Genomic DNA, 18912 nt, shown 5'->3' with positions numbered 1-18912 from the left:
TAAAAAAACAATCAGGCGCATGATATTGATTTCTTGAAAATAGGGTACTAATGAAATAATTTTAGATTCTCGTATTTTATTACATCAAGATCAGTATCTTGTTGCTGTACCGCTATTATTATGAGAAAAATACGTTTTATTTTATTCCTTACTTGCATTTGTCTTCTATCGACTGTTTGTACGTTTGCACAATCGGCGCATAACCCTATCATTTATGCTGATGTGCCCGATATCGCCATGATCCGTGTGGGAGACACTTACTACATGAGTAGCACAACTATGCATATGAATCCCGGTGTGCCGATCATGAAGTCTAAAGACCTCGTCAACTGGGAGATGGTCAGTTACGCTTACGATACACTGGACAGCGTTGACGCCTTGACCCTTGAAAATGGCCAGAGCACTTATGGCTGGGGTTCGTGGGCGAGCAGTATCCGGTACCACAATGGCACCTATTATGTGAGCACATTTGCACAGACCACCGATAAAACGTATATATACAGTACTCAGGATATTGAGAAGGGTCCGTGGAAAGTAGCGTCTTTCAGTCCGGCATATCATGATCATAGCTTGTTTTTTGAAGATGATGGTCGCGTTTACATGGTATACGGTGGTGGAAAACTGAAAATGATCGAGCTCACTTCGGACGCCACCGCAGTAAAGCCCGGCACCAAAGAGCACGTACTCATTGAAAATGCCAGTGCGCCTTCAGGAGATAACATCGGTTTGCCCGCTGAAGGTTCCCAGCTCTTCAAAATCAATGGAAAATATTATATCTTTAATATCACTTGGCCGAAAGGCGGTATGCGGACGGTAGTGGTACACCGTGCCAACAAGCTCACGGGGCCTTATGAAGGGCGGATTGCATTACAAGATCAAGGTGTAGCTCAAGGGGGGGTGATCAGCACACCAGGTGGAGAGTGGTATGCCTATCTTTTCAGGGATGCAGGTGCTGTTGGACGCATCCCTTACCTTGTACCGGTAAAGTGGCAAAATGACTGGCCAGTAATTGGAATCGACGGTAAAGTACCCGAAGTTTTGAATCTTCCTGCTAGTAAAGATTTGATTCCGGGAATTGTCGACTCTGATGAATTTGATCGAAAACGCGGAGCGGAGCCTCTCCCCTTAGTTTGGCAATGGAATCACAACCCTGACAACTCAGCGTGGTCACTCAATGAACGCAAAGGTTACCTGCGGTTAAAAACCATTCGGATAGACACCAGCTTTCTGTCGGCGAAAAATACCCTTACACAACGTACAATAGGTCCATACTCCAGTGGCGAAACATCCATTGATTTCTCAAACATGAAAGAAGGCGATTTCGCAGGTCTCGGGCTATTGCAGCAACAATACGGCTTAATCGGTGTCGAAATAAAGAATGGCGAGCCAGCCGTTGTGATGCAAAATCCAGAAAAAGGAGAAAAAGAAATTATACAAAAAGTATCTTTCAGCGAAAAGAAAGTATTTTTCAAGGCCTGGTGTGACTTCCAGGTAGGAAAAGATGAGGCTGTCTTCGCGTATAGTGTGGATGGTAAAAATTGGAAACGAATTGGGGATGTCCTGAAAATGAAGTATACCATTCCACATTTTATGGGATACCGTTTCGCATTGTTTAACTACGCACAGAAAGAAATCGGCGGCTACGCAGATTTTGATTTCTTCCGTATCGATCTGGAAACCCTTCCCACAGACATAAAGTAAACGTGACAACAGTTTAATCCCCTATTCGATCAACTGACCCAATAACGACTATACTCAATCATCTTGCTGTCCGAAGGAATTACTTTCCATCGGACAGCAAGATGTATAATGCAGGGTAAAGCCACGGTCATCTGGATACAAATCAATGATTACTCAAAGTACCAGTAATCGAAATCAAATAAGTCATTCTCCCCTTCTCCTTTAAACACAAAGTATAAATCATGAATTCCTTTTATTGTTTGTAGATCGGTTGCCGTCAACTCCTGCCAATGGTGATCACCTGCAACCTTCAAGGTAGTAAGCAACGGACCAGAGGGGTCATCCATTCTTATTTCGATTGAGCCACCCGCCTTAGTTTTTACTGCTGCTTTGAAGCGTTCAGCACCATCTTTTAAATCAACTCCTCTAACTTTAAGCCAGTCGCCATTTTGTATACTTGTAACGAAAACTCCAATCTTCGGCTGTTCCTCCGTTTTTACACCTTCGGAAAATGCCATGGTTTCTGCCTCTACACGTCGAAAGGCATCTACTGGATGTATCGCATTTTTCACTCCAGAAGTCATTTTAAGTTCCGGCACTGTCCCATCTTCACCAAAACTAAAAGGCTCCACCGCTACGGAGCGTGCAAAACCACCCCCACCAGGTAAAGCGCCGTTATGATAAAATAAGTAGCTGTTACCCTTAAAATCTATCACACCGGGGTGATTGGTAAAACTCTGCCCTTCTGTGGGCATCACCACACCCTGATAAGACCATGGTCCAACAGGGCTATCGCTCGTACTATAAGCCAAATACTCCGGAATACCGCCAGCGGCATAAAAGAGGTAATAGGTGTTTTGCCTTTTATATAGCCAGGGAGCCTCCTCGTATAAAGTGGAACGTAAGGAGTCGCCTTCCCGCTTACCAAAAGACTCAGGAGTCAATGGCTCCTCCATAACCGCTCCGTCATAGGAAATCATATCCTCATTCAGTTTTACGTACCATAATTTAGGATTCCCCCAATACAAATAGGCCTGCCCATCGTCATCAATAAATGCTGCTGGATCGATGTCTCCCTGATTTGCTGCCACAAGCGGCTTTCCCAAAGCATCCTTAAAGGGGCCGGTCGCATGATCTGATACCGCTACGCCAATCACTGGTCGGTTCAACTTTTTATCCGTCAGCGTAACGTACCAATAAAATTTCCCATCTCGCTCGATACAATGAGCAGCCCAGGCATCTCCCTTTGCCCAATTGAAAGTTTGATAAGATAGCGGGGTGCCTCTATCCGTCCAGTTAACCATATCCGTACTTGAATAGACTTTATAATCATTCATCGTGAAAAAGGTAGCCCCTTCTTCATCATGGCCGGTATAAAGGAAAACCGTATCCTGATAAACCATTGGCGCTGGATCCGCTGTATATATCGTCTGTACAACTGGATTCTGAGCACGACTAGTTGTTAGCACTCCTATTGACAGCAATCCACTTAATAAAATATAGTTACGAAACTTTATCATCATTTAATCTTGTTTCTTATTTAATCATGAATTTTACATGTAGTCTCTTTACAAATCCGCGATCCTCATTATCTGAATAAACGCTGACTAAAAAGGTATAGGTCATTCTTCCAAACCTTAAAATCGTGTCCACCTGGTTCTACGTAATAAACATGCGAAATTTTGTATCTATCAAGGTAATCGTGTAGTCTTTTGCTGAAAGTGATAAGTCGGTCATTATCGCCGCAAGATATCCACAGTAGTTTTAAATTGTCTTTAAGTGTGGATGGGTCGGGCACAAGTTCTTCTGGGCTTTTTGTGTTCGGCGCAGAAGAAAATCCCCCGATCCAAGCAAAGGTATCTAAGTTTGTTAGACCGAAATTCAGGGATTGCCCCCCTCCCATTGAAAGGCCGGCCAAAGCTCGATTTTCCCGGTCAGTATAAACGGGATATTTTTTCTGAATGTAGGGGATTAGGTCATGCAACAAATCCTGTTCAAAATCGGCAAAAGCCTGTACTTTCACGCTATCAAAGATATCCCCCTCCGCCCGATCGTCTTTCATTGCCCGCCCGTTAGGTAATACAACAACCATTGGTTTCAGCTTATTTGCAGCGTACAGATTATCAAAAATAACCTGCGGAGACCCATTGTTAAACCATTCCTTCTCGTCTCCACCGATACCATGTAGCAAATATAATACGGGATATTTTTTGGTTTCCGAGTAACCCGGCGGAAGATAAATTAATGCTTTCCGCGTCGTTCCCACGGTTTGAGATGGGTAGGTAATGGTATCGATAACACCCTTAGATGCGCCTTCTTGCACCTCATCGAAGCCCTTAGGTGCCGCCGGAATATTTTCTTGTCCAATAGCTGGTTTCAGCCAAATTGCCACAGCAAATAGCAGAAAAAATCTTAACGTTATCATTTTGCAAACTGTTTTAGGGTTTTTATTTTACACTTCTTCCCGGCCGGTTTAGAAAATTGCCACATTCTTCTCCTTAATTACTGAAAAGAAAGCCAGTCTATTTCCAATGGATCGCCTTCCAGCAAAGAAATTTGAAGATCATGTACTCCTACCAAGGAGTTTCTCAATCCTGTCTCTACTTCCTGCCATTCCCCTCCTGCGCCCATTATCTTCAAATCAGCAAGAATCTCTTCCGGACGATCCGCCTTGGCGATCCTCACTTTTGTTTCCCCTTTGGCCCGAACCCGCTAAAGCATTTGGTGTCAGTAAACGAAAAATTCCACCTAGATTCGACCGAATTACGACTTTTTCTGCTTGGCCATTTTTCCATGCCATTTCTACCAATAACATTCACCTTCCCGATACCCCATTCCTGAAGTATATTCCGTATTTTTGTTTAATTGATCGAATAGACCCCTCTCCCTCAGGACCGGGGTTCTATAACTAAAACCAACTATTAGCGAAATCTCTGTAAAAGTCAATCCGCTTTACCTGGTAAAATTTCGTTTCCCGAAGTACTATAAAGGCCTATCAAAGCCCCGGTAAAACCTTTAGCAACATCAGTAGATAAAATGTCTCCCGAAACCACCTCCCCTAAACTATTAAGCTGCTCTTTGTCCTTACCATAATGAAACTGATATGCATCCCCTTCAGCTCGAACTTCCAACGTTATTGGTTGCTCCAAATCTACTTTAGCGCTTGCCAACACATCTGCCTTCCCCTCCGCTGTCCTCTCGAGTACAATGTAATAGTCTTTGCCCTGCTTGGTAAGACCAAACACATAGTGAAAACCCTCCCGCTGGTAGCACACTAATCCCGCCAGATCTTTTTCACTTCCAGGTTTATAATGTATCAGTGTTGAGGCCTTAAAAAAATTGTGCTGTTGGCGATGGAAAAGCGTCGATGTTGGCTTCATCTCTTGTATTGTTGTTGCGAAAGGTTCAATAACAAGCCCTTTAGGTGAGGGTTTAGCAAAAGTCTCGCGCGGACCGCGAACGCCAATCCACCGATCGTTGAGTACGCTATCTTTAAAGTCATCCTGATAAGTAAAATTACCATTTAAAAACCAGGCTTCCTGGTTTAATTGATAAGTAGCTCCTTTAGGAGATCTGAGTTTTGTAGGTAAAGGGGCCATGCCCCCCACGAATGCGGGAAATTCACCTGTCCAATCTACCGGTAGCATAAACGTCTCCCTCCCGGTATTCACGCGCTCCTTCTCATTGGGACGCACCGCCAAAAAGACACCATAGTACTCGCCATCGGACGTTTCAACCAAATCAGCGTGTCCTGCCCAATCAACTTTGTCCGAACGGTCTTTCGCTAAGTGTCTCTGAGAAAGAATCGGATTTTTCTTTGCAGGCTTAAAAGGCCCCTTAGGATGCGTACCTGAAAAGATGACCTCACTGTGGTTCCCCCCCGTTCCTCCTTCAGCACACATTAAATAATATTTACCATTTTTTTTATAGAGGTGAGGAGCCTCAATCCATATCGGTTTCTTCGAAAGATCAACACCACCATCAACAATTATCTGATCGCTGCCCTGAACGACCTGATCGTTTTCGACATCATAGTCCCAAATTTTAATAACACGGTGACCTTCATAAAGTTCTTTTCCCTTTTCCGGTGCGTCATTATGCACCACATAAGCTTTTCCGTCATCATCAAAAAATAGAGCCGGATCGATTCCTTCAAAATCCAATTTTATAGGATCACTCCAATCACCTGCCGGATCCGACGCCTTCACCACCATGTTGCCAAAACCACCGGCAAACTGTGTGGTGATCATATAAAACATGTCATTATGTGGATTATATTGTATATCTGGAGCATATATCCCTGCACTCATTGGAATATCGTAAACCTTTAATTGCGACTCTCGGTCCAGCACATGGCCAATCGATTTCCAGTTGATCAGGTCATTGGATTGAAAGATAGGAACTCCAGGAAAGAAAGCAAAAGAAGAAGCGACCAAATAATAGTTTCCACCTTTACGCGTGATGCTCGGGTCGGGATAACAGCCCTGTAGAATAGGAATATAAAACTCACCTTCCGTTACAGGGTTTTTCTCATAGACAGGATCCTGCCCTTCATATATGAAATTGGTAAACAATGGAGTTCTGTCTGCCCCCCCTCGCGAACCATTGGACCGGCAGCTAACAGTTGCGCACAAGGTGGCTAAAAAAAAGGACAAAATAAATCCGGTTATAGCATTTAAGTTTTTCATTCTATAAATAATTAATCACTCGGTATTCACGGCTGACCTGCTGTGCTCATCTGCATCTTCCAATCTCTTTTGACATGTTAAAACTACCCTGCCGGATAAGGCCGTTATCATCTGCCGGAAGATATAAACAAAAGTAGTATAGCATGTGCAAATAGGCTGCTACTTTTGTTTAAAAATGCAGTAATAATGTTGATATTCGTTAATGATATTTCATCTACGCCGGCTCAAATGCCAAAACCGTCGAAGTATATTCGGCCGATAGCTACCAAAAAGTGAACACAAGACAAACAAAGGGATATCCTATTAAACTTCTCTCTACCGATGATCAAATCATTTGCATCAGTAAAACGTATCACAGTCCTTCAGACATGTTCAGAGGGCGGAATCCAGGTATCGTTATTGAAAAGTTGCCATTATCCAATTAGCTTAAGGCAGGGTTTAGTTAAATCCTGCCCGAAATTCCAATGGCGATTGCTGTGTCTGTTTTTTGAAGAACTTATGAAAAGATTGCGGGTATTCAAAGCCCAGTTGGTAGGCAATTTCACTGACACTTAATTCTGTAGTGCTGAGCAACTCTTTAGATTTCCCTATTAATTTGAGTTGAATGTGTTGCTGTGCATTGAGTCCGGTAAGTGAACGAAGTAAATCGATGAAGATATAGACGATGAGCAAGAGTGCTTTGCCTGTAATTGGTTTTTCAAAAAAATATTATCCGATAACGGTTACTTAAAGCGCATGTTTTTCAGCATGGACTCCCCTAGCGCTTTAGCCTTTGCCTGATCTTCAGGCTTTGCGGTTATACTGAAATTCAGGTAAGACACGCGGTCATCTGCGATGAGGTAGTAATAGGATGTTGTGCTATTATCGATGAAGGAAGTTAGTACTTTAAAATTATTTAGCTTACTTATCTTATTATAGTTATCCGTATGGATGTGAGATGTATCCATGCCACCCATTTCCAAGAGCGTTGCCCGCGTTTCTTCCAACTGACTTGGTTTATAAGGTGCCTCTGCTTTTCCTCCATAAAAAACGATTATCATACTATCGATTATATAGAATTCGCCTCCAATACTTTCTTCATCAAAAGCCTGGTCGGGATCTAATTTTATCAACTTATTATAACCGTCCGATTTGGAAACTGCAACGGCATTTTCTGGGATGGCATTATTCATTAATTGGTTAACTGGAATATCGGTACTGTTTTGAGCAAAAGCGCTAAATACACAACCTAAAATAAAATAGATGATTATTATCTGAATTTTTCCCATATCTGTATTATTAAGTGTCACAAGGATCTTCTTTTATCGTGTTCCCTTCAACCTTTAACGGTTTAAAATCGGGATTAGTTGCCAGCCTACTTGCTTTGTAAAGGTTTACTGCATTACCAAACATCTTTAACAATGCATATTCTCCTGCAATATTAACGTTTGTTATTTGATTGCTTCTAACTATGTGCGCTCGCCATCTTTTTTTATAACTCGTTTAATTCCAACATTTTTCTTAACTTGGAAACTCTAATCATTATAGGTCGAAAATGCGAAAATTCATTATTTTAGCCGCTTTTACTATTTATGCCTCCACCTTATTTGCGCAAACAAGTGATCAAACTGGTATTGACTTTTTCGAGGGTACCTGGAAGCAACTACTAAAAGAGGCCAATGAGCAGGACAAACTCATATTCGTTGACGTCTATACCGACTGGTGTGGCCCCTGTAAATATATGGATCAGCAAATTTTCAGCAAACCGGCTGTGGGCGATCTTTATAACGAACAGTTTGTCAATATCCGTATAGATGCGGAGAAAGGTGAAGGCGTAGACATTGCCAAGAGGTTCGGTGTAACCGCCTACCCCACTTTTCTGTTTTTGAATGCCGAAGGTTACCTGATCCATAAAGTTGTTGGCGAAAAAGACGAAGCACCCTTTCTTTCCCTTGTCAGCGATGCCCTTGGGGCGGCAGAGGATCCGAACAACCTCGGGAACCTGGAGAAAGATTTTGCGCAGGGAAACAGAGCGGTTGACTTTCTAAAGACCTATCTGGATCGTCTGACAAAAGCGCGGATAGACAATAATGAAGTGCTGGATGCCTATTTTAAAACGCTTTCGCCAGCACAATTAAACGAAGATAGCACCTGGATTTATCTAGGGAAAAATATTATAGGCATCAACTCTGCCGTACTCTTGCGGTTTATGGAACACTACGATAAGATGCAAGACAGCTCCAAGAGCCAGTTAACCGGCCATTTGTTTGATATTCTTGTGTATAGTGGCGCAGGGCAGGCACTTCACCAGAAAAACTTACTAACCTACACCCCACTTATGGAATTCAGTTCGAGGCTTTACGGACTGAACGACAGGCAAAAACACACATTAGATCGTTATCAGCTCATACACAGCACACTGCTAGGAGATGCAGAAAAAATAAAAAAATATGGCTACTCCATTGCCACCCCGTCTATGGATATCTCGGTAGACAGCATACAAAGAGAGGATCAGCGCCGTTTCGAAGAAGAGATGCGACCCTTTACGACCGGAGAGCAGGACAGCACAAAAATTGTCGATTTTCAGGAAGGAAAGGAATTTGCTAAAAAGATCTATTCTGGTGAGGTTGTCGATAAGCTCTATACGGCAGCAGATGCGTTTTCGCAATTACCAGATAACGAGCAGGATGCCCTGCACGATGCGCTGCGTTGGGCAGAGCGCAGTGCAGCGTTATATCCAAAAAGGGCAGTAGTCGCCGAACTTGTCGAAAAAATCAAGGCAAAGATTAATTAGCGTGCGCCAGTTCCAAACGTCCGGTTAATGCCCGTGCTGTCATAGCAGATGATGCCGGATTCTGGCCGGTGATGAAAATCCCGTCTACCTCCATATGCGGGGAGAATGGAATAATGGCCTGATTGACGTCAGCACCAAATCCCGTTAATTGTTCTTTCAGACTAAAAGGTACCTCATGGTGCCTTTTCAGAAGCGCCTCTTCGGTATCGGTAAAGCAGGTCACCCTCAACCCCTGCATATCCTGTTGGCGAAGTTTATAAAGCGTTGCCAAGGCCGCCACACCGTGGCCTACCATTGCTACGGGTGTTTCGTCAATCAGGCACCTGTATAACAGTTTGCCTATATGAGGATCGGTGCTGATGTCCCAAAGAGCGCCATGTCCATCCGCGATATAAACCCCATCATAGTCTCCGGACAGAGCTTCCTCCAAGCTCCAGGTGTTGCCCAGTTCCATTTGGGCAATAAAGTCGCCCCTGTACGCCTTCACCCCTTCCGTGAGGTGTTCATTTTTTTCACTCAGTGGATCCAGCGGGGGCTGTCCACCACGGGGCTTGCCACCGTCACTTCGAAGCCTTCATCGGCAAACACCTGATACGCATCTGCAAAAGAGCTCAACCACAGTCTGGTGCCGTTTTTTTTATCGGCCAGGCTGGCATGGGAAGTTAGGATCATCAATATTTTTTTCATTGGAATAGCTTGTTTTTAAATGACAATTTACCCTGTTCTTTATCAGCAGTGCTTCAACAAAGAGCGTGCACATATAACTAATCTGGATAACGTCAAAACTTATGCAACGGTTACTGCCATAACCCCGTTTAACGGTTATTTAACAGATATGTGAAATTGCCGTGACGAAGTTGAAATTTTGGCACAAGCCCTTGCCATAATTTCATGCCCTGTTCCGTAATGCTGTCAAACTTTCTATGGCTATCCGATAAAAACATCCTCGGGGTGTGTAGTTTATCACTGTGTGGAGTGCAGGCCGGTCAGGGTGCAACAGAGGACATCAAAGACGAGCGGAAAGATCCCTTCAAATATAAAGACTTGAAGGGATTTTTATTTTGCTTTATCGGCATATCATTATCCTGAAGATATTTTCGGCTTGGCCAGGCAGACCGCTTTCACCTCGTCTGCGTCGAGGCCCATATAATCTGCAAATTCTATAATGGTCACGCCCTGGTGTTCTTCTTTCTGCAAGGCCTCATGCATCGTTCTTAACAATTTTTGGGCGTGTCTTTCGCCCTTCCCCGTAATTAGACAGACGTCTTTGGGATAAATCAGGAGTCTGTGTTGCTTCATTTCAAAAGGTTTGTTGTCTATAATTACGCGATCACCGGTACAGCGTGCCCCTTAGCCTCTTCACTCTTCACCCTCCATCCACCTGTCCTTCACCCCCTATTTAGCCACTGTTTACCCGCTACTAGTTCACTGTTAGTCCGCTTTTACTACCCTAAAGGCGGATATAGGGGGAATATACCGTGGATAGGAGGCGGATAGGACCTGAAGGAAGCTAAGCCTGACCTCGTAATCGCTACGTTAAAGCACCAAATATAACAGCGATCTCCATTCCTTTCAAGGCATTTTTAGGTATAAAACCGAATAAAAGGTATAAAAGCGAATAATCTTACCAAAAACGAACAAAGCGTAAAAGCCCGAACGCCCCTATTTTTTCCTGCCCCACCTTTGTGCCGTTGCCGGTACATAGGCTGTTAGCGATCCTGTAGGTGAAGCCACCAAGCGGGCCCCTTGGCACAGCAGAACCAGCTGGATAAAGACAGGTGTCCGGTAACGATAAACATATTATTAATTAAAAAAATAACATTATGGCACAATTAAAAAGTATCATCAAATTACAAGGTAAAATAGGTGATCTTACTTTCTTCAAAACACAGAACGGTTATCAGGCCCGTGAAAAAACAGGCGTCAGCGCCAGTCGCATCGCCAGTGATCCAAAGTTTCAGCGCACCCGCGAGAACAATGCCGAATTTGGCCGGGCCGGTTCCGCCGCTAAAAAGCTGCGTGATGCCCTGCGTCCCTTTATTCAGCTCACTTCCGATTCGCGCATGGCTAACCGGCTCAGCAGCCGTCTGCTCCGCATCATCAAAGCCGATACGGTCAATGACCGCGGGGAGCGCACCATATTGCCCGATAATCTGCAGTTGCTCCGCAACTTTAACTTCAACGCCGCAGCGGAGATGAGCAATACCTTCTTCATCCCTTTACAGGGCAGTATTGACGCGGCTACAGGCACCGGAACCATCAACTTCCCGGCTTTTGACCCCAAGGTGGTCATTGCACGGCCTGATGGCGCTACCCACTACCAGTTTTCCGCAGCCATCGTCTCCGTAGATTTTTCTGAAGAAGTGGGTGGATATCTGTTTGCGATGGACGAAACGCCCATGGCACCGATTAACGACGTAACCGAAGCCCTGTCACTGGCACCCACTGTGGGCAACACCGGTGAAGCGCCCCTTTTTCTGGCTGTTGCCATTTCCTTCTATCAGGAAGTGAACGGCAAGGCATATAGCTTGAACAATGGGGCCTACAATGCCTTGACACTCGTTAACATTCATGCAGCGAATATTGACGAAGATGATGACGGGCAGGATGAACAGGATGACGAAGAAGACGGTGCTGAAGATTAGCAGCGTCTGGCATCATCACATTTATTAATCTTTAAAAATTGAACAATGAAACAAGAACAGACTATAGCAGGCCCCACAAAGGGCAAGACGGGCAGTCAGACCATTGAGCACATCAAAGATGGCTTACAACTCACGGCCCAACTTATTCTGGCTTCGCCGTTGAAGCTGCCGGTAAAGTTGGTACAGGGAGCGAAATATGTGGTATTAGGCCTCAGCATATTCGATGGTTTATTCAAAAAGAAGATCGATGACCCGCTAAAACCGCAAGGTGATGAAACGAACGGAACTTAGCATAGGTACCGCCAGTGGAGCGCTGCTGAGCACCCTGCCCTTTATCCAGCTCACGGAACTTTTCCGAACAATTGTGCTGGCCGCGTTGGGTGCCATCGTGAGTTTCCTCATCACGCTGCTATTACAAAAAATACGAAAAAAATAGCAGCCAACCAGCCCCCTTTTAAGGGTGGCTGGTTTTATTTTGTCGAAACCTCCAACTGTAGTTCGAAGAAACCTTCTTTCTCGCCATAACGTAGGCAATATTTTCCGGCGTGGTGCATTTCCAACCGCGCCCGCAAATTTTCCAAGGCCATACCGTGGCCTCCCTTCCGGTCTTTCCTGCACAATTTATTCCAGGTGTAGATCGTTAGGCAGTCATTCGCAGCAGAAAGTTCCATTCTAGCGGGATAATTTGGGTCAAGGTATAAGCCGTGCTGGCGGATATTCTCAAAAAGACTGAGCAGCACCATAGGTATCACCTTAAGAGAACTTACACCATCACCAACGATCAAATAAAATGAATAGCGGCTGGGATTCCGCAATTCTTCCATAGCTGAGAGGTCTCTAAGCGCTTGTAACTCCTGAGTTATCGGACGGGGCACTTCGTCTTCATCGGCCATCAGAAAAGAAGCATATTGTTGTAACCAAATAATCGAGGCAACTGCGCCCTTCATCCCTTTTTTAAGCAGCCCATATACGTTAAAGAGATAATTTACCAAAAAATGATTACCTATCCGGCGGCGTTCCGATTTCCCTTTCCATAGGATATTTTCCCTCAATGCCGCCTCTAACAGATAAAGTAATGAAGCTACAATCAGGTAACCCAAGAAGGGCTGTACAAAAGGCGCTGTATTCTTTACATTAAAAAAGGCCCCCGTGCTTTTCCAGGTAAAGTGCAAATCCCCAAAAAACAGGCTGATCAGCACAAAGAGCAGAAAATACAAGGCAAATTCCAATAATACCACTACCGGAAAGAGGTACTTCAGCAGCTTGTATCTTTTTATACAGGGTATAATTGCATGGCTATGTACATAAAACAATAGGATATGTACAAAGAAAAAGGCCAGGTAGTTTTCATAATAATGCAGGATTCATCAAACTGCGCAAAAAGGAAGACATTGTAGATAATCCATGCAAGCCATATGCTTGCGTGCGCCGCATAATATCTCCGTTTATTTACGTAAATCAAATGCATGCGTTAGGACCTTTTCCCTCCATAACTTAAAAAACGCATATCGTTCAGAAGCTTCTGCCTATAAGTACTGGTAACTTTTAATGTTTCCTGATTTTTCAAGGTAAGTTCATCCTTAAAGAAATCTTTAACAAAGGTTAGAGATACAAGGTGCGAACGACTAATCTGTCTCAGCGGTATAAGTGGCAATAAATCAGCATGTATCTTTTTCAGCGTAATATGTAGTATATGGCGCTTTTCTGCTGTGTGCACCCGCACGTAATCGCCGTCGGCAACGATATAATGGATATCCTCCAATCGCAGGCCCTCAAATTTTCCCTGGTAATTGGTAACAAACCTGGTATGCATCCGTATAAGCTGCTCTTTCTGACTTAAGGCGAGGGTATCTATCATCTTATCCAAGCTAAGCACCAAATCTTCCAGACTAACAGGTTTAACCAGATAATCAATTGCCCGGTGTTTGAAGGCCTGTACAGCGTATTGTTCATGTGCTGTCACGTAAATTAAGCGCTTATACCACCCCTTCAGCATCTCCACTCCTGCCAAACCATCAAGCAAAGGCATTTCGATATCCAGAAAGACAATGTGTACTTCGCCATTAGTTACCAACCATTCTTTCGCTTCCGGCAGGCTGGTAAATGTGCCGCGCAAATCTAAATCAGGCACCTGTGTTACCAATTCCGTCAAATGAAAAATGGCCGACTGTTCGTCGTCAATGACTATACAAGAATATAACATGTGATAAATGTTTAGGTATAAAACTATGTCACCGACTAATTTCTTAAAAAACCGATAAAATCACAAATTATACGCCCCTTTTTCCTTTTCGTCGAAGCAGAACGGGTCTTTTTTCTGCTTTTTTATGAACTCGTCGAAGTTATCAGCTGATTTACTAAGCGATAGCCGATATTTAAATCGTCGCGAGATCAATAGTTAATCCCTCGTCAGACCTATTTAACAAATCAAACAAAAGAAGACATGAACAAGTTCACTACACACATCTTTGCAGCCCTACTGTTTCTGTTGGCCGCCCTGCTCTTTAGTCAATCGAATAACGCTAGGCCAATCAAGTTTAACCTCGATATTGAGGCGCCCGCAACAGGGTTGAACAACACTGATCAAGGCTTCGCTGCTTTTACCAGATCGTTCATTACCACGCGTGATAATGAGGAACCACATCCTGATGAATTCTTACAGGGGGATTACGAGCAGCTATTGGCGGAATATGAGTAAACAGCGCTTGCTGCTTATTGCTGCCGCCTGCTTGCATTTGCTGTATGTACTCGCGGTAAATATTGCCAGCGCTCGCGCCGGTTACCGCTTGTACTACCAGGCAGGCAGCAACAGCGACCGGGTCAATTTAAATAGTATGCTTTCGGGTAAACCTCAGCAAATCTATGGGTTCATCACCGGCACCATGCATGGTTACGGTTTTTTTGCACCGAATGTAGCTAGCCAATATGTTAGCCAATTCACCTTTTATGATGAAGGTAAAATCATCGCTCAGGTGAGCAGCCCCGGAATCCGTTCCGTGGAAGGCCTGCAGCGTTATAGTGTATGGCTTGATCAGTTTCAACGCTTTCTACGAGAGAAGGAGCAAGATGATCCAAGAGCTGAATTATACAGGCGTTACCTGAAAGCCAGTGTAACTTCTCTCTGCAGGAGGCTATTGGCCGACTATCCAGCAGCAGTACGCATCAAATGCCAGATCTACCTACACCGGCCACCTTTGCTGCAAGACATGGCGAGCTCCCATGCAGGCCTTGTGCCGATCTACGATTACAGCGCGCGCCGCTAAAGAGAACAGGAAATGAACAATTTTTTTATAAACGACGGAAGACTATTTCGATCGCTGAGGATAACCTTGGCCTGCGTATTGGCCTTACCGATTTTGTACATCATACCAGATTTCAACAATCTATATGGCCCGGCGGGGTGGGTTAATGTAAAGCTACTGTCCATGCAGCAATCCTTCCCGGGCTATGCCATTCATCATTTGATCGGCTGGATAAGTGCCAAATTTCCCATCAGCCATCAAGCAAGCTGTATGCTCCTTATTTGGGTATACTGTGGCTTATGCATCCTACTGGCGCTCGGTTATGCCATGCGGTTGGCCAGCTTGGCTTTATTAACCTTACACCTCAGCATCTTCGTTGTCATGAAGCCTTATAGTTACGGCGCAGACCATATCAGCACTTCGTTATTATTCTACCTTGTCTTGCTTCCAAAGCGCGCAGATTTCTACTGTTGGCTTTATATCCAGACGGTGCGCATACATTTATGTATAGTATACTTTTTTGGTGGTTTGGTTAAATCACTTGGCAACAATTGGTGGAATGGCGAAGCACTCTGGAAGGCACTGAACCTTCCCTATTTTAATCAGTACTTTCAATGGGATTTTGACTGGTTAACTGGCTACCCAAGCTTATTGCTTATCGGAGGAGTAACGGTTATTGTATTGGAGCTACTATACCCCTTCGCCATGTTCAACAGTTATCTACGCAAACCCTGGTTAGGAGCAGTTATTCTCATGCATCTAATAATTGCTATCGTGCTAAATCTGTTGGTTTTCTCACTTTTCATGATTGTATGGAATGTTGCCGCCTTTGTTGTTGGCAATCATATTCTCCGAAAATACTACCAGAAAAACAGTTTGAATTTTAAACCGAGCCGTTGGTGGCGGGCCAAAGGTGCCCCGGTCCAAGATCAGCAGGCTTAAAAAAGAAAGGAGGTTTTGTGTACTACCCTACCGGATTTACTTGACCCAAAAAGCACCAACCAACTAAAACCATTATAAGCCAATAATGTTCCTTTAACCGCCAGCCTATGAAAAAACCTATACATATTGAAATACCCAGCCGCTATCGCGGCGATACCCAAAAATTAGATCAATGCCCACCCATTGCCACGCACAAGTTGGCCTACGCCAGCTGCAATTATTGGAGACATGCTAGATTTTCTATCATTGAACAATACTATGATGCCAAGGATGTGTTTATTGGTTTGACCGAAGTTCGCAATAAAGATGAGATAACAATTCCTTTCAGTTGCGAGCGTTATGATCTTTATTGGCTATACCAATTGAAAGGCCGTATGGAGCTGTTGGACCGTACGGGCATAAACAAGATCTTACGCATAAGCAATGGGCAATACATTCTTACGGCTATGCCAGAAGAAAAATACTATGCCTATTTTAAGCCCGGGAGACACCTACTTTGCTATTTTGTTGTCAAAAGCGAGTGGCTGCTGCGCAATGATGGTGCAGGGTTAGATATCATCGATAGCTTTTTAGCACAGTTAAGGCAAAGCGAAAGGATAACCGCTTCGGTATTCGCTCAGGAACTGTTGACCATAGGCCCTGTTGTTCGAAAGCAACTATTCACCATGTTTACTCTTTCTAAAGGCATCCCTATCCATGTAGATGCCAAATTATATAAGCTGAGCATCAATCTTCTTGTACAAAGCCTGCAAGACCTTACCGATGATACCATTGTTGAAGACCGACATAAACTATTGATCGATCAGGTACGTCTATATGTCAGTGAGCAGCTCAAAGAGGGGCAGATTCCACCTATAGAAGATATAGCGGCACATTTCAATATCTCAACATCTTACTTACGCAAGCAGCATAAGCGCTATTACGCTATTGATCTGCGTCAATTTATTAAACAAGTTCGTTTCGACTTTGCCTATTATCTGGTTACCAGAAGTAATCTCTCCAATAATATTATTGCCAGTATGTGTGGTTTTGCTGATAAGGCAAGTTTTGGAAAAGCCTTCAAGCGATACTTTGGTTTCCCTCCTTCTCAAGCATCCAGTCAATTTGAACGAACACAAAATTTTTCGATAAAAAACGAAAAATGACTACCCACCATGGCGATTTGGACTACCTATACGGGTAGTTTTTGCCCGAAATTTGGAATTTATCATATAGACGATTGGATTTTTTTACTTCACACGAACGCAATGGAAAAACCTGTACTTTTAGATATGCCGCTCTATTTTGAGGGTGAGGCACAATACAAAGAAAAATGCCCGCCAACAGTAACGCACCGTTTAGCCTATGCAGACTGCAGTTATTGGAAACATCCAGCCTTCAGCATTATTGAACAATGGTACGATGCCCGGGATGCATTTATCTGTTTATTGGAAATTAATACCCGCATAACTTTAGACTTACCGGTAAATTGCCAGCGACATGATCTTTATTGGCTCTACGCCTTGCGCGGAAGTTTGACTTTGGACCAACCCGAGGACGCCTCCGCTATGGAATTGACCATTCCCCACGCCCATTACTGTATAGCCTACATACCTCCTGATGATTTCAATTTGCGTATACCCCAAGGGAAGCACCTGTTTTTTTACTTCGTCATTAAAAGCGACTGGTTGTTGCGGCGCCCAAGTGCAGCCGGTTTGGAGGAGATACAAAGCCATTTAGCAAAACTCCGTGCGCGGCTCATGGAGAGTGCTTCTACCGGCATCCTCCACATCTACGACTATCATCGACAGCACATTATCTCGACCGCTGCGCCAAGTAAACCCCTACATGTGGAACAGGACTGTTTTGTTTACCATAAAGTAGTGGAATTACTGAGCCGAAGCTTAAGCGACCTAACAAAGATGGATGAACAAATGGGTTCCAGACCCATGCAGCTGCTCAGCGCCGTACACGAACTCATCCGGCAGAAGCTGGGTACCGGCGAGCATATTGTGATTAGCCATCTTGCAGAGGCCTTTGATGTTTCACCCACCTACCTCAATCGCATTCACCGGGCACATTATGCCAGCAGTCTGAAGCGGTACATTGACCAACAGAAATTCGAATTTGCCCGCTTTTTGCTAGCGGAGCAGCAGTTAAGTGTGAATGATGCAGCGCATCTATCCGGATACACGCAGGCAAGTTCATTCACTAAACAGTTCACCTTATTTTTCGGTTTTTCACCATCCGAATTAAGCCGCAAGGATGACGATTAAGTTAAGCGATTAGGTATAAGTTTCGAAAAAGACATAGAGTAGGTTTCGGTTTGGTATAACACTGAGGCTGTTTTTACCCCGATCTTTGAAAGTATGGAAACGAATAGTAGATCAAGCCATGAAGGTAGGCATAAGTTCCATTTACAGGCCGGCTGCCGATGTGTATGCTGGAGAGATTGGTAGCCCGCTTGTAGAAATAACTATCAAAAAAATCATGAAAATAAACATAAATAGAAAAGAAATAGTCGTACTAATAGCAACAAGCCTGCTGATTATCCTTTTTACCTATACAGCCGTTAATAAAATTTTGGAATATGAAAAGTTCGTCTTCCAAATGAGATTGGCACCTGTAAGGTGGATGATATTTTTAGCTCCGTGGATAGGTGTTCTGATCCCGGCAATAGAGCTATTTCTGGTTGCTCTACTTTTTATAGATAAATATCGCCCAAAGGGACTACTGGGTTCCGCCGCTTTACTGATGATATTTGAGCTATATATCGTCGGAATGCTCCTGAGTGGTCTTGATCTTCCCTGCACATGTGGAGGCATTATAAGCAAGATGAGCTGGGAAGTGCACCTCCTGTTTAATGCTGCATTCACGGGTTTAGCTATCTATGCGTTTTGCCTGCTAAAGCAAATAAATAAGAAGAATAACATCCAGCATACATGTTCATTAGTTTTTTAACC

21 protein-coding genes and 1 pseudogene are annotated in these 18912 nt (G+C 43.9%); 11 read left to right on the top strand and 11 right to left on the bottom strand.

The genetic code is table 11. The annotated features are described in order from the left end of the window. Positions 1 to 120 precede the first annotated feature (120 nt). Entirely contained in the window at positions 121 to 1701 is a 1581-nt protein-coding gene (locus H8S90_RS13960) for a glycoside hydrolase 43 family protein (RefSeq protein ID WP_187338483.1), read from the top strand. A gap of 149 nt (positions 1702 to 1850) precedes the next feature. On the opposite strand, the gene H8S90_RS13955 is transcribed toward H8S90_RS13960, so the two are convergent. The 6 genes and pseudogenes from H8S90_RS13955 to H8S90_RS13930 all read right to left on the bottom strand — a co-directional run bounded on the left by H8S90_RS13955 (position 1851) and on the right by H8S90_RS13930 (position 7636). Beyond that, positions 1851 to 3203, bottom strand: a complete 1353-nt coding sequence (locus H8S90_RS13955; RefSeq protein ID WP_222852093.1) for a glycoside hydrolase family 43 protein — start codon at positions 3201 to 3203, stop codon at positions 1851 to 1853. 65 nt (positions 3204 to 3268) lie between these two features. Next, positions 3269 to 4105, bottom strand: coding sequence for an esterase family protein (locus tag H8S90_RS13950; RefSeq protein ID WP_187338482.1), 837 nt, complete (start codon positions 4103 to 4105; stop codon positions 3269 to 3271). 77 nt (positions 4106 to 4182) lie between these two features. Further along, complete coding sequence (locus tag H8S90_RS13945) at positions 4183 to 4365, bottom strand: hypothetical protein (RefSeq protein ID WP_187338481.1); 183 nt, start codon at positions 4363 to 4365, stop codon at positions 4183 to 4185. A 257-nt stretch (positions 4366 to 4622) separates the two neighbouring features. After that, positions 4623 to 6368, bottom strand: a complete 1746-nt coding sequence (locus H8S90_RS13940; RefSeq protein WP_187338480.1) for a glycoside hydrolase family 43 protein — start codon at positions 6366 to 6368, stop codon at positions 4623 to 4625. Between the two features lie 438 nt (positions 6369 to 6806). Beyond that, positions 6807 to 7016 (bottom strand): annotated as a pseudogene (locus H8S90_RS13935) (helix-turn-helix domain-containing protein); the annotation flags it as partial. Between the two features lie 74 nt (positions 7017 to 7090). Next, the gene (locus H8S90_RS13930; RefSeq protein ID WP_187338479.1) at positions 7091 to 7636 is read right to left on the bottom strand and encodes a hypothetical protein; all 546 of its coding nucleotides are present in this window, start codon (positions 7634 to 7636) and stop codon (positions 7091 to 7093) included. 266 nt (positions 7637 to 7902) lie between these two features. On the opposite strand from H8S90_RS13930, the gene H8S90_RS13925 reads away from it, so the two are divergent. Next, positions 7903 to 9141 (top strand): thioredoxin family protein, encoded by a 1239-nt coding sequence (locus tag H8S90_RS13925; protein ID WP_187338478.1) that lies wholly within the window; start codon positions 7903 to 7905, stop codon positions 9139 to 9141. Here H8S90_RS13925 and H8S90_RS13920 read toward each other — a convergent pair. The 3 genes from H8S90_RS13920 to H8S90_RS13910 all read right to left on the bottom strand — a co-directional run bounded on the left by H8S90_RS13920 (position 9134) and on the right by H8S90_RS13910 (position 10440). Beyond that, positions 9134 to 9628 carry a hypothetical protein gene (locus tag H8S90_RS13920; RefSeq protein WP_187338477.1) on the bottom strand — a complete coding sequence of 165 codons (495 nt, stop codon included), beginning with the start codon at positions 9626 to 9628 and terminating at the stop codon, positions 9134 to 9136. The two genes, H8S90_RS13925 and H8S90_RS13920, sit on opposite strands and share 8 nt — an antisense overlap. A 29-nt stretch (positions 9629 to 9657) precedes the next feature. Further along, entirely contained in the window at positions 9658 to 9828 is a 171-nt protein-coding gene (locus tag H8S90_RS13915; protein ID WP_187338476.1) for a hypothetical protein, read from the bottom strand. Positions 9829 to 10221: 393 nt separating this feature from the next. Continuing rightward, entirely contained in the window at positions 10222 to 10440 is a 219-nt protein-coding gene (locus tag H8S90_RS13910) for a hypothetical protein (protein WP_187338475.1), read from the bottom strand. A gap of 524 nt (positions 10441 to 10964) precedes the next feature. Between H8S90_RS13910 and H8S90_RS13905 the strand changes: the two genes are divergently transcribed. Genes H8S90_RS13905 through H8S90_RS13895 form a run of 3 tightly spaced genes read left to right on the top strand, consistent with a single transcriptional unit; the run spans position 10965 to position 12222 of the window. Next, positions 10965 to 11786, top strand: coding sequence for a hypothetical protein (locus H8S90_RS13905; RefSeq protein ID WP_187338474.1), 822 nt, complete (start codon positions 10965 to 10967; stop codon positions 11784 to 11786). Between the two features lie 45 nt (positions 11787 to 11831). Then, positions 11832 to 12077: a hypothetical protein gene (locus H8S90_RS13900; protein ID WP_187338473.1), complete on the top strand. Its 246-nt coding sequence runs from the start codon at positions 11832 to 11834 to the stop codon at positions 12075 to 12077. Then, complete coding sequence (locus H8S90_RS13895; protein WP_187338472.1) at positions 12058 to 12222, top strand: hypothetical protein; 165 nt, start codon at positions 12058 to 12060, stop codon at positions 12220 to 12222. Before H8S90_RS13900 ends, H8S90_RS13895 begins: the two co-directional genes overlap by 20 nt. A 34-nt stretch (positions 12223 to 12256) precedes the next feature. Here H8S90_RS13895 and H8S90_RS13890 read toward each other — a convergent pair whose 3' ends face one another. Further along, positions 12257 to 13099 (bottom strand): hypothetical protein, encoded by an 843-nt coding sequence (locus H8S90_RS13890; protein WP_187338471.1) that lies wholly within the window; start codon positions 13097 to 13099, stop codon positions 12257 to 12259. Between the two features lie 158 nt (positions 13100 to 13257). Then, entirely contained in the window at positions 13258 to 13989 is a 732-nt protein-coding gene (locus tag H8S90_RS13885) for a LytTR family DNA-binding domain-containing protein (RefSeq protein ID WP_187338470.1), read from the bottom strand. 240 nt (positions 13990 to 14229) lie between these two features. Here H8S90_RS13885 and H8S90_RS13880 point away from each other — a divergent pair, with 240 nt between their 5' ends. The 6 genes from H8S90_RS13880 to H8S90_RS13855 all read left to right on the top strand — a co-directional run bounded on the left by H8S90_RS13880 (position 14230) and on the right by H8S90_RS13855 (position 18910). Continuing rightward, the gene (locus H8S90_RS13880; protein WP_187338469.1) at positions 14230 to 14484 is read left to right on the top strand and encodes a hypothetical protein; all 255 of its coding nucleotides are present in this window, start codon (positions 14230 to 14232) and stop codon (positions 14482 to 14484) included. Continuing rightward, positions 14435 to 15049 (top strand): hypothetical protein, encoded by a 615-nt coding sequence (locus tag H8S90_RS13875; RefSeq protein WP_187338468.1) that lies wholly within the window; start codon positions 14435 to 14437, stop codon positions 15047 to 15049. The genes H8S90_RS13880 and H8S90_RS13875 overlap by 50 nt, the downstream gene beginning before the upstream one ends. A gap of 12 nt (positions 15050 to 15061) precedes the next feature. Next, on the top strand, positions 15062 to 15970 hold the full coding sequence (locus H8S90_RS13870; RefSeq protein WP_187338467.1) for a hypothetical protein: 909 nt from the start codon (positions 15062 to 15064) through the stop codon (positions 15968 to 15970). Positions 15971 to 16077: 107 nt separating this feature from the next. Next, entirely contained in the window at positions 16078 to 17115 is a 1038-nt protein-coding gene (locus H8S90_RS13865; RefSeq protein WP_187338466.1) for an AraC family transcriptional regulator, read from the top strand. 9 nt (positions 17116 to 17124) lie between these two features. Further along, positions 17125 to 18225: an AraC family transcriptional regulator gene (locus H8S90_RS13860; protein WP_187338465.1), complete on the top strand. Its 1101-nt coding sequence runs from the start codon at positions 17125 to 17127 to the stop codon at positions 18223 to 18225. A 118-nt stretch (positions 18226 to 18343) separates the two neighbouring features. Beyond that, positions 18344 to 18910 (top strand): MauE/DoxX family redox-associated membrane protein, encoded by a 567-nt coding sequence (locus tag H8S90_RS13855; RefSeq protein WP_187338464.1) that lies wholly within the window; start codon positions 18344 to 18346, stop codon positions 18908 to 18910. The last annotated feature ends 2 nt before the right edge of the window (positions 18911 to 18912 follow it).

It is taken from the genome of Olivibacter sp. SDN3, from assembly GCF_014334135.1.
Taxonomy (GTDB): Bacteria; Bacteroidota; Bacteroidia; order Sphingobacteriales; family Sphingobacteriaceae; genus Olivibacter.
The sequence above is the reverse complement of the archived record's forward strand: the minus strand, read 5'-3'. Positions and strand labels throughout refer to the sequence as shown.

What these genes read in the sequence shown, in the direction of transcription:
- H8S90_RS13960 (WP_187338483.1), top strand. Translation starts at nt 121, where the DNA reads ATGAGAAAAATACGTTTTATTTTATTCCTTACTTGCATTTGTCTTCTA.
- H8S90_RS13955 (WP_222852093.1), bottom strand. Translation starts at nt 3,203, where the DNA reads ATGATGATAAAGTTTCGTAACTATATTTTATTAAGTGGATTGCTGTCA.
- H8S90_RS13950 (WP_187338482.1), bottom strand. Translation starts at nt 4,105, where the DNA reads ATGATAACGTTAAGATTTTTTCTGCTATTTGCTGTGGCAATTTGGCTG.
- H8S90_RS13940 (WP_187338480.1), bottom strand. Translation starts at nt 6,368, where the DNA reads ATGAAAAACTTAAATGCTATAACCGGATTTATTTTGTCCTTTTTTTTA.
- H8S90_RS13930 (WP_187338479.1), bottom strand. Translation starts at nt 7,636, where the DNA reads ATGGGAAAAATTCAGATAATAATCATCTATTTTATTTTAGGTTGTGTA.
- H8S90_RS13925 (WP_187338478.1), top strand. Translation starts at nt 7,903, where the DNA reads ATGCGAAAATTCATTATTTTAGCCGCTTTTACTATTTATGCCTCCACC.
- H8S90_RS13915 (WP_187338476.1), bottom strand. Translation starts at nt 9,828, where the DNA reads ATGAAAAAAATATTGATGATCCTAACTTCCCATGCCAGCCTGGCCGAT.
- H8S90_RS13910 (WP_187338475.1), bottom strand. Translation starts at nt 10,440, where the DNA reads ATGAAGCAACACAGACTCCTGATTTATCCCAAAGACGTCTGTCTAATT.
- H8S90_RS13905 (WP_187338474.1), top strand. Translation starts at nt 10,965, where the DNA reads ATGGCACAATTAAAAAGTATCATCAAATTACAAGGTAAAATAGGTGAT.
- H8S90_RS13900 (WP_187338473.1), top strand. Translation starts at nt 11,832, where the DNA reads ATGAAACAAGAACAGACTATAGCAGGCCCCACAAAGGGCAAGACGGGC.
- H8S90_RS13895 (WP_187338472.1), top strand. Translation starts at nt 12,058, where the DNA reads ATGAAACGAACGGAACTTAGCATAGGTACCGCCAGTGGAGCGCTGCTG.
- H8S90_RS13885 (WP_187338470.1), bottom strand. Translation starts at nt 13,989, where the DNA reads ATGTTATATTCTTGTATAGTCATTGACGACGAACAGTCGGCCATTTTT.
- H8S90_RS13880 (WP_187338469.1), top strand. Translation starts at nt 14,230, where the DNA reads ATGAACAAGTTCACTACACACATCTTTGCAGCCCTACTGTTTCTGTTG.
- H8S90_RS13875 (WP_187338468.1), top strand. Translation starts at nt 14,435, where the DNA reads ATGAATTCTTACAGGGGGATTACGAGCAGCTATTGGCGGAATATGAGT.
- H8S90_RS13870 (WP_187338467.1), top strand. Translation starts at nt 15,062, where the DNA reads ATGAACAATTTTTTTATAAACGACGGAAGACTATTTCGATCGCTGAGG.
- H8S90_RS13865 (WP_187338466.1), top strand. Translation starts at nt 16,078, where the DNA reads ATGAAAAAACCTATACATATTGAAATACCCAGCCGCTATCGCGGCGAT.
- H8S90_RS13860 (WP_187338465.1), top strand. Translation starts at nt 17,125, where the DNA reads ATGGCGATTTGGACTACCTATACGGGTAGTTTTTGCCCGAAATTTGGA.
- H8S90_RS13855 (WP_187338464.1), top strand. Translation starts at nt 18,344, where the DNA reads ATGAAGGTAGGCATAAGTTCCATTTACAGGCCGGCTGCCGATGTGTAT.